At 72.0% G+C, this 13,984-nt stretch carries 13 protein-coding genes; 6 read left to right on the forward strand and 7 right to left on the reverse strand.

Annotation, left to right across the window (positions count from 1 at the left end; genetic code table 11):
* From ACTWQE_RS24845 to ACTWQE_RS24855, 3 genes are all read right to left on the reverse strand, one after another.
* The coding region (locus ACTWQE_RS24845) for a TetR/AcrR family transcriptional regulator (protein WP_443331258.1) at nucleotides 1-462 on the reverse strand (462 nt) is incomplete at its 3' end.
* Between the two features lie 47 nt (nucleotides 463-509).
* Nucleotides 510-2,597 (reverse strand): YhgE/Pip family protein, encoded by a 2,088-nt coding sequence (locus ACTWQE_RS24850; RefSeq protein WP_443331259.1) that lies wholly within the window; start codon nucleotides 2,595-2,597, stop codon nucleotides 510-512.
* A complete protein-coding gene (locus tag ACTWQE_RS24855; protein WP_443331260.1) occupies nucleotides 2,569-3,513 on the reverse strand; it encodes an ATP-binding cassette domain-containing protein in 945 nt (314 codons plus the stop codon). Before ACTWQE_RS24855 ends, ACTWQE_RS24850 begins: the two co-directional genes overlap by 29 nt.
* Nucleotides 3,514-3,743: 230 nt before the next feature.
* Between ACTWQE_RS24855 and ACTWQE_RS24860 the strand changes: the two genes are divergently transcribed.
* The 3 genes from ACTWQE_RS24860 to ACTWQE_RS24870 all read left to right on the forward strand — a co-directional run bounded on the left by ACTWQE_RS24860 (nucleotide 3,744) and on the right by ACTWQE_RS24870 (nucleotide 6,146).
* On the forward strand, nucleotides 3,744-4,319 hold the full coding sequence (locus tag ACTWQE_RS24860) for an SAV_6107 family HEPN domain-containing protein (protein WP_443331261.1): 576 nt from the start codon (nucleotides 3,744-3,746) through the stop codon (nucleotides 4,317-4,319).
* Between the two features lie 85 nt (nucleotides 4,320-4,404).
* Nucleotides 4,405-5,166: a methyltransferase gene (locus ACTWQE_RS24865; RefSeq protein ID WP_443331262.1), complete on the forward strand. Its 762-nt coding sequence runs from the start codon at nucleotides 4,405-4,407 to the stop codon at nucleotides 5,164-5,166.
* Nucleotides 5,167-5,735: 569 nt separating this feature from the next.
* Nucleotides 5,736-6,146 carry a DUF3040 domain-containing protein gene (locus tag ACTWQE_RS24870; RefSeq protein ID WP_443331263.1) on the forward strand — a complete coding sequence of 137 codons (411 nt, stop codon included), beginning with the start codon at nucleotides 5,736-5,738 and terminating at the stop codon, nucleotides 6,144-6,146.
* 216 nt (nucleotides 6,147-6,362) lie between these two features.
* Here the strand turns inward: ACTWQE_RS24870 and ACTWQE_RS24875 are convergent, their stop codons facing one another.
* From ACTWQE_RS24875 to ACTWQE_RS24885, 3 genes are read right to left on the reverse strand one after another with little or no spacing between them, the layout of a single operon-like run.
* Nucleotides 6,363-8,804, reverse strand: a complete 2,442-nt coding sequence (locus ACTWQE_RS24875; RefSeq protein WP_443331264.1) for a transglutaminase TgpA family protein — start codon at nucleotides 8,802-8,804, stop codon at nucleotides 6,363-6,365.
* Entirely contained in the window at nucleotides 8,801-10,153 is a 1,353-nt protein-coding gene (locus ACTWQE_RS24880) for a DUF58 domain-containing protein (protein WP_443331265.1), read from the reverse strand. The genes ACTWQE_RS24875 and ACTWQE_RS24880 overlap by 4 nt, the downstream gene beginning before the upstream one ends.
* Nucleotides 10,153-11,151, reverse strand: a complete 999-nt coding sequence (locus ACTWQE_RS24885) for an AAA family ATPase (protein ID WP_443331266.1) — start codon at nucleotides 11,149-11,151, stop codon at nucleotides 10,153-10,155. The genes ACTWQE_RS24880 and ACTWQE_RS24885 overlap by 1 nt, the downstream gene beginning before the upstream one ends.
* Before the next feature lie 349 nt (nucleotides 11,152-11,500).
* Here ACTWQE_RS24885 and ACTWQE_RS24890 point away from each other — a divergent pair, with 349 nt between their 5' ends.
* On the forward strand, nucleotides 11,501-11,623 hold the full coding sequence (locus ACTWQE_RS24890) for a hypothetical protein (RefSeq protein WP_443331267.1): 123 nt from the start codon (nucleotides 11,501-11,503) through the stop codon (nucleotides 11,621-11,623).
* A gap of 14 nt (nucleotides 11,624-11,637) precedes the next feature.
* Here the strand turns inward: ACTWQE_RS24890 and ACTWQE_RS24895 are convergent, their stop codons facing one another.
* Nucleotides 11,638-12,201, reverse strand: a complete 564-nt coding sequence (locus ACTWQE_RS24895; RefSeq protein WP_443331268.1) for a beta-class carbonic anhydrase — start codon at nucleotides 12,199-12,201, stop codon at nucleotides 11,638-11,640.
* 377 nt (nucleotides 12,202-12,578) lie between these two features.
* Between ACTWQE_RS24895 and rsmH the strand changes: the two genes are divergently transcribed.
* Both rsmH and ACTWQE_RS24905 read left to right on the forward strand, forming a co-directional pair.
* Nucleotides 12,579-13,535, forward strand: coding sequence for a 16S rRNA (cytosine(1402)-N(4))-methyltransferase RsmH (rsmH, locus tag ACTWQE_RS24900; RefSeq protein ID WP_443331269.1), 957 nt, complete (start codon nucleotides 12,579-12,581; stop codon nucleotides 13,533-13,535).
* Nucleotides 13,532-13,924, forward strand: a complete 393-nt coding sequence (locus ACTWQE_RS24905) for a septum formation initiator family protein (RefSeq protein WP_443331270.1) — start codon at nucleotides 13,532-13,534, stop codon at nucleotides 13,922-13,924. Before rsmH ends, ACTWQE_RS24905 begins: the two co-directional genes overlap by 4 nt.
* Nucleotides 13,925-13,984 lie beyond the last annotated feature (60 nt).

The raw sequence follows: 13,984 nt of genomic DNA on the forward strand, positions 1-13,984 counted from the left end.
CTCCTCGTTCAGCTCACCGTTCTCCACGGCTTCCCGCAGTACGTTCTCCACCACCGCGACGGCTTGCTGGCGCACCACCAGCAGCGTGGACTGCCAGGCACGGTTGGTCCGCCACAGCTCCGCCACATAGAGCTGGGTGAACGCGGGATAGCGTTCGATGAAGCCCAGCCCGGCACGGATCATCGCGTCCAGGGCGTCGACCCGGCTGCCGCCCCGCTCGGCCGTCTCGTCCGCGGCCCGCTGGAGCGAGGCGGTGAGCAGACCGACACCGTGCCGCAGCAGTTCCTCGAAGAGCTCGGTCTTGCTGGCGAAGTTGTAGTAGACCGTGCCCTTCGCGACCCCGGCGCGCTCGGCGATCTCGTCCACCGTGGTGGAGGAGAAGCCCTTCTCGGCGATGAGGGTGACGGCCGCCTCGTAGAGCTTGGTCCGCGTCGTCCGGCGACGGGTGCTGCTGCTGTCCATGGCGTTGATTCTCCCCGGAACACCACGTGCCGTGGCCATTGCCCCGGTCATAGGCTCAGCTCCGGATGCAGCCGGTTCAGCGTCCACACCTGCTTGCGGCGGGCCGACCACGCGGTGAGCGCGAGCGCGCCCAGGGTGTACGCGGCGAGTACCGCCGAGCCCAGCCACACGGGCTCCAGACCGCCGCCGGTGATGAGCCGGCGCAGCCCCTCGACGACATAGGTCATCGGCAGGAACGGATGGATGGCGTTGAAGAAGCCGGGGCTGGTCTGTACGGGGTAGGTGCCGCCCGCGGAGGTCAGCTGAAGCATCAGCAGCGCCAGCACCAGGATCCGGCCCGCGGGCCCGAACCGCGCGTTGAGCCACTGCACGATGGCCGCGAAGCAGACCGTGACCAGCGTCAGGAAGCCGACGGTTCCGGCCGTCCGGGCCATCTCCAGGCCCAGGCCCCAGTGCAGTACGGACATCAGCGCGGCCGTCTGGAGCACGCCCAGAGCGGCGACCGGCAGCCAGCCGGCCAACGCGATCCGCCAGGAGGAGGCGCCCGCGGCCAGCGCCCGCCCGTTGAGGGGCTGGATCAGCATGTAGGCGACCATCGCACCGACCCAGAGCGACAGGGGGATGAAGTACGGGGCGAAGCCCGTGCCGTAGTTGGGCGCCTTGTGCAGGGACTGCGAGGCGAGCTGGACGGGGTCGGCCATCACCTCGGTGCGGGCGTCCCGCTCCTTCTTGTCGTAGTCCGGGATCTTCTCGGCGCCGTCGTGCAGGCCTCCGGCCAGCTTGCCCGAGCCGTCGACGAGCTTGAACATGCCGCCGTTGAGGGTGTTGGCGCCGGTGGTCAGCTCGCCGATGCCGCTGTCCAGCTCGCTCGCGCCGTTCTTCGCGGTGCCCAGGCCCGTGTGCAGGGTGTCGGCCCCGCGGGCGACCTTGTGGGCTCCGGCGTTCAGGGCGTTGATCTCCTTGACGGCGGCGTCGAGATCCTTCCAGAGGGTGGGGCCCCGCTGGGCGAGCGTGGTGGCGTAGCCGTGAATGGTGTCCAGGTCCCGGCCGAGCTCTGCCAGTTCACCGTGCTCGTTCTGCACCAACGTGTTGAGGGTCGCTGCCGCGTCCGCCGTCTTGTCCGCAGCGTCCACGGCCTTCTTCAGCTGTGGGCAGGAGGATTCGGGCAGCTGGCCGTCGGTGCAGCGCTTCTCGTAGTCCTGGGCGAGGAAGTCGGCGGCCTCACGGCTGTCGCCGGCCAGCTTCTCGGCCGTGGTGGGGGAGGGCAGCTTGTCGAGGTTGTCCCGCGCGTCACGGGAGGTGTCGGCGACGACCTGGGCCACCCTGCCGATCTCGGCGCCGTTTTCCTTGAGGAACGGTTCCAGCTCCGCCGCCCGTTGGGCGCTGTCCGCGAGCTTCTGGGTGCCATCCGCGACCTTCGCGGCGCCGGTCTCCAGGGTGCCCGCGCCGTCGTCGAGCTTCCTGGTCCCGTCCTTGAGGGACCGGCTGCCGTCCTGGGCGTCGGTGAGACCGTCCGCTAGGTCTCCCGCGCCTTTCTTCGCCTTGCCGATACCGCCGTTGAGCGAGTCGGCGCCTTCGGCGGCCTTCTCCGTCTTGCCGTGGATGTCGGAGAAGGACACGAAGATCTTGTCCAGGAAGGTGCGCGAGGTCTTCGACGAGGCCGCGGACCGCACCTCGGAGAACACGCTCCGGGAGATCTGGCCGACGATGTAGTTGTTGGCGTCGTTGGTGTGCACCTGGAGGGCACTGGTCTCGGGGTGGTCACCCGAGCTCGAGGCGATCTCCTTGCTGAAGTCGGACGGCACCGTCAGCGAGAGGTAGTACGTCCCCTTCTCGACGCCGTCACGAGCCTCCGCCGGACTCACCTCGTGCCACTCGAAGGTCTTGCTGTCACGCAGACGCCCGACGATGTCGTCGCCCGCCGTGATCCTCTCGCCCTCCGTGGTGGCGCCCTTGTCGGTGTTGACCAGGGCGGCCGGGATCTTCTCCAGATGGCCGTACGGGTCCCAGAACGACCACAGGTAGAGCGCGCCGTAGAGCAGAGGGAGGAGCAGAAGGGCGGCGAGCGCCGCTCTCGGGAGCTTCCCCCTGCCGAACCGCTTCAGCTCAAGCGCGGCCAGTTTCGGCGAGCGCATCCGCCGCCCCCTTTTTCTTCTCGTTCTTGTCGTCGCCGGGCTTCCCGCCGTCGGTCGGCTCGGCCCCGGCTTCCTCGCCCCCGGCCACCCGGTCCGCGGCCGGTACGTCGTCCCGCTCCTGCTCCCGCGCCGTGCCCGGCCTCCGCTCCTGGGGCCTGTCCTGGTCCTCGTCCTCGTCCTGGGCCTTTGCCTGGTCCTTGTCCTGGGGCCGTTCCGGGCGGGACACCGTCGAGACGACGACGGCGCCCTCCGGTGCCTCGCTGCACACGGCCAGCACGGTCGTCCCGCCCGCCGCGATGCTCCGGAGCATCGCCCACGCCTGTTCGCGTTCGCCGTCCGAGAGCTTGATGTCGGTGTCGTCCACGGCCAGCAGCCGCGGCCGCGCCATCAGCGCGAGCGCCACCGACAGCCGCAGCGACTCCAGCCGCTCCAGATCCCGTACGGACGTGCGCGGGCCCTTGGGCAGCGCGTCCAGGTCCAGCCCGGCGGCCTTCAGGGCCGTGTCGATCCGTCGGCGGCCCTCGGCGGCACGCTCCCGCCGGGGGCGCAGCAGTGCACGCAGCGAACCGCCGAACCGGCGCTGCAGCAGGGCCCGCTCGCGCAGATGCTCGGAGACGGTCAGCGCGGAGTCGAGCTCCGTGACGCCCGGCACATGGCCGAGCGCGCTGATCCGGCGCACGGCGGCCATCTTCTTGGGCATCCGCAGGCCCGAGATCTCGGCGTGTCCCGCGGTGGCACGCATACGTCCGGTGAGCGCGAGCAGCAGACAGGTACGGCCCGTACCCGACGGACCCTCCACAGCGATGAGCGCGCCGGGCTCCGCGCTGATGTCGACGTTCCGGAATGCCCAGCCGCGGGGGCCTTCGACGCCGAGCCCCACGGCCGTGACTGCCGCCCCGTGCGGGGTGCTGTTCACGAACCCTCCCCTTTTGAACTGACTGGTCAGTCTAAAAGTATGCCGTATGTCCTTTCCCGCCTTCAAGGCGGGGTCTTCGGCGGAAGGGGAGCAGAGGAAGGACGGCCCCGGGAGAGGAGGTGCGGGGCGCTCCTGAGCGGGAAAGTCGCAGGTCAGGGCCGATTGTCAGTGGTGTGCCCCACGATGTGGGCATACGGCATGGAGCCGTCCGCGACGACAGGAGGTTCGTCATGGCTCGTACGCCCGCCCGTCGCCCCGCCGCCACCCCGGACGGAAGCACCGCGCGACTTCCCTCATCGGCGCGCCGACGCCGCACCGGCCGTCCCGACCCAACCTCGGCCGGCCCCGCCGCGGATGTGCACCCCGTGGTGCGGCGCGCCACCGCACCGCCCGAGGCTCTCGGACTGCTCGCCCAGGCCCGCCAGGGCCTCGACGAGGCGGAGGAGCTGGAGACCTCGAACGAGCGCTACGCCACGGCGCATCTGGCCGCGCTGCGCACCGCGGCGGCCGTACTGGCGGTCCGCGGGCGCCCCGAGGAGACGCCGCGACGCCGGCAGCGGATCCGCAGCGCCTGGGAGGTGCTGCCCGAGGTCGCACCCGAACTCTCCGAATGGAGCATGCTGTTCGCCTCCGGCGCGAGCCGGCGGGCCCGGGCCGAGGCGGGGATACGGGATGCTGCCAGCTGCCGCGACGCCGACGATCTGATACGGGACGCGGGGATGTTCCTGCGCATCGTCGAGCGGCTGCTGGTGCTGCAACCTGCCCTCCCACAGCCCAGGGTGGGGGCCCGGCCGGACGCGGGATGACGTCGGAAGGCAATAGGGTGGGAGCCGCCAGCACCAGTTCGCTTCCCGCCGTCCGCGGCGGTCCCGCGCCGAGGAGCCACTCGCTGTGTCCGACCCGATGCGTCCCCGCGCCTCACTCCGTACCGCCGTGGTCTGGGAGGTGCTCCAGGAGGCTCTGGACCGCCGGGTGAAGTCCGCCGGCCGGGAGACCCTCGACGTCCTCGACACCGGCGGCGGCACCGGCAACTTCGCCGTACCGGTCGCCCGGCTCGGCCACCGTGTGACCGTGGTCGACCCCAGCCCCAATGCGCTGTTCGCCCTGGAGCGGCGGGCGGCGGAGGCCGAGGTCGCCGAGCGGGTGCGCGGCGTGCAGGGCGACGCCCACGGCCTGTTCGAGGTCGCCGAGCGCAGCGGCTACGACGTCGTGCTCTGCCATGGAGTACTGGAGTACATGGACGACCCCTCCGAGGGCGTGCGGAACGCCGTCGAGGCGCTCCGGCCGGCCGGAACGCTCAGCCTGCTCGCCGCCGGTCTGGGCGGCGCCGTCCTGGCGCGGGCGCTCGCGGGACACTTCACGGAGGCGCGGCATGCGCTGTCCGATCCGGAGGGCCGCTGGGGCGAGGGCGACCCGGTGCCCCGGCGGTTCACCCCGGACCAGCTGACCGAGCTGGTCTCCGCGACCGGTCTCACCATCGGGGCGGTCCACGGAGTTCGCGTCTTCGCCGATCTCGTACCGGGCGTACTGGTCGACACCGAGCCCGGTGCCGTGGAGGCGCTGCTCAAGCTGGAGGAGGCCGCGGCCGAGCTGCCGGCGTTCCGTTCGGTGGCCACCCAGCTGCATGTGCTCGCGGAGCGAGAGACCGGCTGACCCTGCACCACGGCCATAGCGCATGACGGCTGACCCCGCACCACAGCCATAGCGCATGACGGCTGACCCCGCACCACAGCCATAGCGCATGACGGCTGACCCCGCACCACGGCTGTGCCCCACCACGGCCCTACCGCACCACCGCTCACACCGCATCACGGCCGACGCCGCATGGCCGACGCTGCACTACGGTCGCCGCCGCGCCACGGCTGACACCGCATCGCGGCGGACGCCGGACCACGGCCATACCGCTCCATGCCTGACACCGCACCACGGCTGCGCGGTTGCCGATGGCGACGATCGGCACATACAGGCACATGCGGTAGGTGCGGACGCATGCAGTCCGCCACACGCCACCCGATCAGCCGCATGGCCCCGTATGATCGGGGAACACGGTCCGGCATGACGGACGGGAGGCCAGGGAATGCACGTCCCACCACCTGTGTCGCCAGGGCGGCCCGGAATGGCGAATTGGCGCAGAGGGGCGGGTTTCACGGGGGCGAATCCCTGCCTATCCTGAAAGCGTCGCACCCCGGTCGCCCCCCGCGACCGACGAGTAGGAGGACTCCGTGCCGCTCTCGGAGCACGAGCAGCGAATGCTCGAGCAGATGGAGCGAGCGCTGTACGCCGAAGATCCCAAGTTCGCGACAGCGCTTGAGGGAAGCGGGCTGCGTACGTACACCCGGCGACGGGTCTACCAGGCGGTCGTCGGCTTTCTGGTGGGTATCGCGCTCCTCATGGCCGGAATGGTCGCGCAGCAGATCTGGGTCAGCGTGGTGGGTTTTCTCGTCATGCTGGGGTGCGCCGTGCTCGCGGTGACCGGCTGGCGCAAGGCGCCCAAGCCGGGCGAGCAGCAGACCTCGGCTGCGGGCGCCCAGGGCGGCACCCCGCAGCGTCGTCAGGGCAGCCGCCAGCGGCGGTCCATGATGAACCGCATCGAGCAGCGGTGGCAGCGCCGCCGCGACGAGCAGGGTCACTGAGCCGACAGCGCCACCGACGCGACGTACGCCGTCTTACGCGCGTGCGGACCGGTCCGCGCGCCGCATCGGAGCCCCCACGCAGGGCACGGAATCCAGGGCACGGAATCCCCGGAACATTCGTGAGGGGGCGGCCACCACCAGGTGGCCGCCCCCTCACGTGCGTCCCTGGGGTTACGTCCCTGAGGTACGTCCGTCATGTGCGTCCTCAGGTACGCACTACCCCCGCAGACGGCTCGGCACAGCGCGCCGCACGGCGTTCGCCCAGCGCTCCACGCCCCATCGGGCGCTCCACCGGGCGACCAGAGCCGACCGCCACCGGGCGCAGGCCCACACCACCCGAACCGCCGACCGTGGCGCGAACAGCGCCCGCAGACGAGTACCGCGGCCCGCTGTGGCACGCAGCCCTGCTCTGACCTGCCGTACATCAGCCGCCAGTCCCGTCGCCGGGTGGGGCAGCGGCGCGTACAGCACCTGCTCCACCGCTGCCGCCACCCGCTGCGCGGCCTCCTCGGCCGTGGTGTCCAGCGTGCCGCTCCGGACGATCCGGGCCGAGGCCTGACGTGGAGTCTGGGAGTCGTCCGGCACGATGCCGTAATCCCACCCGGAGTCGATGAGCTCCCGCCAGGCCGCCAGCGTCCGCTCAGCCGCGTCCGCGTCCGCGTCCCCGGTGGTACGGCCCGGGGCGTCGAGGCGCCGCCGTCTGACCCGTACGCGCCACAGCAGCGGCAGCGCGGGCAGGGCCAGGGCCGGCAGCGCGAGCGCCGCCGTGGCCAGGATCGTGCCCCAGGGCAGCCCGCGGTCCGTGGGGCCGCTGTCCGACTGCTGGGGCGGTACGCCGCAGTCGCCCTGCTGCGTCGTGCCGGCGGTGCAGCTGTCCGAAGGCGACGGCTCGGCAGAGGGCGCCGCCGAGCTGCTGGGCTGCTCCTCCTCCGGCTGCGAGGACCCGCGGGAGGGGCTCTCCTCGATGGCGTAGTCGGGCACGGTGCCGCGCGTCGGGGTCGGCTCGAACCGGGTCCAGCCGATGCCTTCGAAGTACAGCTCCGGCCAGGCGTGCGCGTCCTTCAGGCCCACCGACATCGAGCCGTCCGTACGCGAGGTGCCGGGGGTGAAGCCCACCGCCACCCGCGCCGGTATTCCCAGGGTCCGTGCCATGGCCGCCATCGAGAAGGAGAAGTGGACGCAGAAGCCCTCTTTCTGCTTCAAAAAGCGGGCGATGGCCTCGGATCCGCTGCCGGCCGCCACCTCGGTGTCGTAGGTGAAGCCACCGTTGGCAGCGAACCAGTCCTGGAGCCCGACCGCCCGCTCGTAGTCGTTGGAGGCACCGGAGGTCACCGAGCGGGCCGTGCGTCCCACCACGTCCGGCAGCGACTCCGGGACCCTTGTGTACTCCTGCAGGAGTTCGGCGGACGGGCGCACGGCGGCCGCCAGCTGATCCGCGGTGGGCTGCACGATCAGGCTCGACACCTCGTACTCCGCCCCGCGCGTGGTCTGGCCCCGGTCGCCGACCAGGGTGCGGCCCTCGGGCTCGAAGCGCCATTTGCCACCGATCCGCACCTGCGTGGCCGGGTAGGGGAGCGGCAGCCAGCTCTGCTTGTACCAGTCGGCCGCCGCCAGACTGGTCGTGACCGCGGTGGTCCGGACCGCCGGACCGAGGCCCGCCGGCGCCGGGAGCGTGGCGGGCACATCGCCGACCCGCCGCTCCGAGGGCTTCCAGGAGCTGCCGTCGAACTGGTCCAGGGCGACGATGCGCAGATACATGTCCTGGGCGCCGTCGGCGCTCGTCCGGTACGTCAGCACCTCCCGGTCCTCCGGCTGGTTCAGACTGTTCTGCAGCGAGACCAGCGGGTTCACAGCGGAGATCGTGCCGCCGCCCGGCCCCGCTCCGCTGCCGCGGCCCTGATGGCCCAGCAGCCCGCCGCCCAGGGTGGGCAGGGCCGCGGGCACCACCAGAGCGATGCCCAGTGCCACGGCACCGATCCGCCGCCCGGTACGCGCCGGTGCGGCCGCGGGACCACCGACGCCGCGCTCCAGCCCCGCCCCGAGCCTGCTGGGTGCCCTGGGCGTCCCGCCGAACACCCGCCCCCACTGCGACAGCCGGTCCCGGCCCTCGGCGAGGAGCAGCAGCAGATAACCGGCGGCCGCGAGCAGGAACCACAGCCAGCCCGCCCCGCCCTGGGAAAGCCCCGCCGCGACGGAGTACAGCGCGAGCAGCGGCAGCCCCGCGGGAGCGGCACTGCGATAGGTCACCGCCAGCGTGTCCACGATCAGGCCGATCACCAGCACCCCGCCGACCAGCAGCAGCCGGATGCCACCGGTGACCGGCGCGGGTATGGCGTACCGCCCCACGTCGTCGACGCCCTCGGCCAGCAGTTGGCCGAACTCCCGGAACACACCGGGGCCCGGCAGCACACCGGCGAGCGCCTCCTCGCGCGCGAACACCAGCGTCAGCAGCAACAGCCCGGTCAGCGCCTGTGCTGCCACGGTCAGCGGCCGGGCCAGGGGCACTCTCCGGCACAGCGCACCCGCACCGGCCACGACGACCAGCAGAAACGCCGCCTGGAGAAGCCATCCGGCCGGCTCGACCAGCGGCAGCAGCGCACACGCCGTCAGCAGTGTGGCCAGCGCCGCACAGACCGTGATCCGCCCTCGCCCGCTCATTCCCCTCCCCCTGCCGGTCCGCCCACCGGCGACCCCGTGCTCAGCCGCTGCCCGTCGGCCTGCCGCCACAGCTGGGGCAGGGAGTCCCCCGGCGCGACGGGAAGCACGGACCAGCCGGCCTCGCGCAGCAGCCGCACCCGCTTGTGGAAGGACCGTCTGTCGTCGGCGCTGCCGTCCCGGGACCAGGCGGCGTCGTCCAGCACGAAGGCGACCGCGGGACCACTGCGCGTCCGCATCCGGGCCACCACCGCGGTCTGCTCCTCGTCAAGGCTGCCGAGAAAGGCCACCAGCAGCCCCTCCCTGCCACCCCGCAGCACGTCGTACGCGCGGGAGAGGCCGTCCTCGTCGGAGTGGTCGACCACGGCGAGGGTGTCCAGCAGCAGCCCGGCGGCTTCGGAGGTGTCCCCGGCGAAGCCCCCCGCCCCCTCCGGACCCGGCACCGAGCTGCCCGTGTCGGTCAGCAGCCGCACCGAGAAGCCCCGCTCCAGCAAGTGCACCGACACCGAGGCGGCGCCCGAGACCGCCCACTCGAACGCCGAGTTCGGTCCGCCGCCCTGATGGGCCGACCTGCGGGTGTCGAGCAGCACGGTGCAGCCGGACCGCTGCGGCTGCTCCTCGCGGCGCACCATCAGCTCGCCGTACCGGGCCGTGGAGCGCCAGTGCACCCGGCGCAGATCGTCGCCGTGGCGGTATCCGCGCGGGATCACATCGTCCTCCCCGGCCAGCGCCAGCGAACGGTGCCGTCCGTCGCCGTACCCCGAGGCGTCGCCCGAGAGCCGGTTCGCGGGCAGCGTCTCCACCCGCGGGACCACCGTCAGGGTGTCGTACGTACTGAAGCCGCGGTTCAGTTCACACATCCCGAACGGGTCGGTCAGCCGCAGTTGCAGCGGCCCGAGCGGATAGCGGCCCCGCAAGTCCGAACGGACCCGGTAGGACACCTCCCGCTGCCCGCCCGGCTCCACCCGGTCCAGGACGAAGCGCGGCCGCGGCCCCAGCACATAGGGCACCCGGTCCTGCAGCATCAGCAGCCCGGTGGGCAGCCGAGAGACGTTGTCGACCCGCAGATGCACGCGCGACTCCGACGCGGCCGGTACCCGCGCGGGGGAGAGCCGGCGGCTGCCTGCCACGCGGTAGCGGGTGCGGAACAGTACGGCCACACACACCAGGGGCAGCGCGGCCAGCAGCAGACCCACCCGCAGCAGATCGGCCTGGCCGAGGACGTAGGCGCAGAGCGCCGCGGCGACACCCGCCGCCAGGAACGAGCGTCCGCGCGTCGTCAGTCCGGCGAGTGCGCTCCGCAGACCGCCCTTGTCGTCATCGCCCGCCGCCGGCCCGGGCGCGGCGGGCATCACAGCCTCCGCGCGCCGGGCGCCTGCTGGCCGTACGGGTCGGGAAGCGGCGTGCGCTGCAGGATCTCCACGACGACCTGCTCGGCCGTGCGACGGTTGAGCTGAGCCTGCGGGGTCGGCAGCAACCGGTGCGCCAGTACCGCTATGGCCAGGGTCTGCACATCGTCGGGCAGCGCGTACTCGCGGCCGCTCAGCGCCGCCGCGGCCTTCGCCGCCCGCAGCAGGTGCAGCGTCGCGCGGGGCGAGGCGCCCAGCCGCAGGTCGGGGTGGTTGCGCGTGGCCGCCACCAGCTCCACCGCATAGCGCCGCACCGATTCGGCGACATGCACCGTCCGCACCGCGTCGACCAGCTTCACGATCTCGTGGGCGTGTGCCACCGGCTGCAGATCGTCCAGAGGCGAGGTCTCGCCGTGCACATCCAGCATCTGCAGCTCGGCGTCCGCGCTCGGATAGCCGATGGACACCCGGGCCATGAAGCGGTCCCGCTGCGCCTCCGGCAGCGGGTACGTGCCCTCCATCTCGACCGGGTTCTGCGTGGCCACGACCATGAAGGGGCTCGGCAGCTCGTACGTCTGCCCGTCCACCGTGACCTGGCGCTCCTCCAAGGACTCCAGCAGCGCCGACTGGGTCTTGGGGGAGGCGCGGTTGATCTCGTCCCCGATCACGATCTGCGCGAAGATCGCCCCCGGTTTGAACTCGAACTCCCGCCGCTGCTGGTCGAAGACGCTCACTCCGGTGATGTCCGACGGCAGCAGGTCGGGAGTGAACTGGATCCGCCGCACCGAGCAGTCGATCGACCGCGCCAGCGCCTTGGCGAGCATGGTCTTGCCCACGCCCGGGACATCCTCGATGAGCAGATGCCCCTCGGCCAGCAGCACGGTCAGCGAGAGCCGTACGACCTCCGGCTTGCCCTCGATCACGCCCTCGACCGACCGGCGCACCCGCTCCGCGGTGGTGGTCAGATCCGTGAGGCTCGCTCGATCGTCATAGGTCGTCACCCGGCCCTCCTCGGCCCGTTCTACGGACCGGTGTCCTCTGGCACGGACCCGGCCCACCCCGAAAGTGCGCACCGGATCCGGCGTGAGCCGACTCGGTGTCACACCACGCATTCTTGCCGCCCGTACGGCTTTACGTCACTCGGCTGTGGATAACCGCAGTCGTTTTGTCGCCCCTGGCCGACTTTATGACGTGTGCACGGCCGATACGACCGCCGGAACGCGCCCCGCGGGCCGAAGAGAGCACGGCCGCCGCGGTCACCACCGCAGCGATCACGGCCGCAACGGTCACCGCGCCGGCGCTCGCGTCGCAAATGATCAGGCTCGACGGTCAGACCCCACGGTCAGGCTCATGAGCGGACCCGAACGATCAGTCCCCCCGGCGGCCACCGGCTCCAACGATGACGGCCGCACCGCGACGGCGCCGGCGGTCACCGCCGCACCGCTCACGGCACGCCGTCATCTGGCCCGGTGATCACGCGGAGGTGGTCACGGCTGTGGGTCGATCTCCCGCAGCAGCCCCGTGGTGACGTCGAAGACGAACCCGCGGACATCATCGGTGTGCAGCAGGAACGGCGACGTGCGCACCCGCTGCATCGACTGCCGGACGTCCTGGTCGACGTCGCGGAAGGCCTCCACGGCCCACGCCGGCCGCTGCCCGACCTCCATCTCCAGCTCGTGCCGGAAGTCCTCGGTCAGGCTCTCCAGACCGCAGCCGGTGTGGTGGATGAGTACGACGCTGCGGGTGCCGAGCGCCCGTTGGCTGATCGTGAGGGAGCGGATGGCGTCGTCGGTGACCACACCCCCCGCGTTGCGGATCGTGTGGCAGTCGCCCAGCTCCAGGCCGAGTGCCGCGTGCAGGTCGAGCCGGGCGTCCATGCAGGCGACCACCGCGACAGCGAGCACCGGGCGGGCGTCCATCCCCGGGTCGGAGAATGCGTCGGCGTACTTCCGGTTGGACTCGACAAGACGGTCGATGACCGAGCCGCCGCGCCCGGCGGCGGTGTCGGCGGTGCGTGCGGGTTCCGCAGGAAGAGGTGCAGATGTCGACATGGTGATGACGTTAGTCGTCATCGCTGGTCCGGGCCTTCGGTGAGGTCGGGCATAACGAGGCCAACACACCGTGCTGTGAGGTAACCCACAGGAGCGACAATCCGGCGGCCGATCGGGTGACGAACAGTTTCACGGCACGCAAGCCGGTTGGTTGACCGAAGGGACCAGTGGACTAAAGTGACGCGAAGTGGGAGGCGTCACGCTCCCCTCGGAACCGAAACCCCCGCGTGCGCTGTGCGTACGTACGGCTCGGCCTCCTCCCGCTCCCCGGCAGGCTGACGTCCCTTCCCCGGCGCCAGCAGGCCACTTCCCCTTCAGAGCGGGCGGGGACCCGGTAGTACGTGAGCCCGGCGCGCGCCGTACCAAGAGAGGGGCGCATGAGCGAGACCCGGCATGTCCCGGTGATGCTCCAGCGGTGCCTGGACCTGTTGGCCCCAGCTCTCGCCCAGCCGGGTGCGGTCGTCGTCGACTGCACCCTCGGTCTCGGCGGGCACAGTGAAGCCCTTCTGAGCACGTTCCCCGCCGCCCGGCTCGTCGCCCTCGACCGCGACCCCGTGGCGCTGAAACTCGCCGAGGAGCGCCTGGAGCCCTTCGGGGAGCGCGCCACCCTGGTGCACGCGGTCTACGACGAGCTGCCCGAGGTCCTCGAGCGCCTCGGCATCCCGCGTGTCCAAGGCGTCCTGTTCGACCTCGGCGTCTCGTCCATGCAGCTGGACGAGGCCGAGCGCGGCTTCGCGTACGCCCAGGACGCCCCTCTCGACATGCGTATGGACCAGACCGGGGGCATCAGCGCCGCGGAGGTCCTCAACACCTACCCGCCGGGTGAGCTCGTCCGCATCCTGCGCAGCTACGGCGAGGAGAAGTTCGCCCGGAAGATCGTGGAGGCGGTCGTCCGCGAGCGGGAGAAGGAGCCGTTCAGCAACAGCGCCCGTCTGGTCGAGCTGATCCGCGAGGCGCTCCCGCAGGCCGCGAAGCGCACCGGCGGCAACCCCGCCAAGCGCACCTTCCAGGCGCTGCGCATCGAGGTCAACGGCGAGCTGCCGATCCTGGAGCGGGCCGTGCCCGCCGCCGTCTCCGCGCTCGCCGTCGACGGCCGGATCGCCGTCCTCTCGTACCACTCCCTGGAGGACCGGCTGGTCAAGCAGGTCCTCGCCGAGGGGGCGCGGAACACCGCGCCCCCCGGGCTGCCGGTCGTCCCCGAGCGCTACCAGCCGCGGCTGAAGCTGCTCACCCGCGGCGCCGAGCTGCCGGCGGAGGACGAGGTCGCCGAGAACCGCCGTGCCGCCCCAGCCCGGCTGCGCGGCGCGCAGCGCATCCGGGAGGACGTGGCGTGAAGCGGGCCGTCCGCGGCAGGGCAGCGCGGCTGGCACACCTGGTGCCGGCCCGGTCCGGCCCGGCCGCCCGGATGCCGTTCGTGGTGCTCGTCGTCGTGCTCCTCAGCGGCGGCCTGATCACGCTGCTGCTGCTCAACGCCTCCCTGAACCAGGGCTCCTTCAAGCTGAGCAAGCTGAAGAAGGAGACCACGGACCTCACGGACCAGCAGCAGGCCCTGCAACAGGAGGTCGACGCGTATTCCGCGCCGGACGCGCTGGAGAAACGGGCGCGGGAGCTGGGGCTGGTGCCGGGCGGAAGCCCGGCCTTTCTGAGCCCGGACGGCACGGTCCGCGGTGTGCCGTCACCCGCCGCGGCGGGGGTGGCGCCCCTTACCGTGCCGGCACCGTGACCCCGCCGCGGCGCCCGGCCGTACCGCGCCCCCGTCCCGAGAAGCACCGCCCCTCGGAGG

The organism is Streptomyces sp. 8N706 (genome assembly GCF_052245415.1).
Lineage (GTDB): Bacteria > Actinomycetota > Actinomycetes > Streptomycetales > Streptomycetaceae > Streptomyces.

Bases quoted from the DNA above. Each gene is read 5' to 3' on its own strand.
- ACTWQE_RS24895 (WP_443331268.1), bottom strand. From the start codon at position 12,201: ATGTCGACATCTGCACCTCTTCCTGCGGAACCCGCACGCACCGCCGAC.
- ACTWQE_RS24860 (WP_443331261.1), top strand. From the start codon at position 3,744: ATGGCTCGTACGCCCGCCCGTCGCCCCGCCGCCACCCCGGACGGAAGC.
- ACTWQE_RS24850 (WP_443331259.1), bottom strand. From the start codon at position 2,597: ATGCGCTCGCCGAAACTGGCCGCGCTTGAGCTGAAGCGGTTCGGCAGG.
- ACTWQE_RS24875 (WP_443331264.1), bottom strand. From the start codon at position 8,804: ATGAGCGGGCGAGGGCGGATCACGGTCTGTGCGGCGCTGGCCACACTG.
- rsmH (WP_443331269.1), top strand. From the start codon at position 12,579: ATGAGCGAGACCCGGCATGTCCCGGTGATGCTCCAGCGGTGCCTGGAC.
- ACTWQE_RS24880 (WP_443331265.1), bottom strand. From the start codon at position 10,153: ATGCCCGCCGCGCCCGGGCCGGCGGCGGGCGATGACGACAAGGGCGGT.
- ACTWQE_RS24890 (WP_443331267.1), top strand. From the start codon at position 11,501: ATGAGCGGACCCGAACGATCAGTCCCCCCGGCGGCCACCGGCTCCAAC.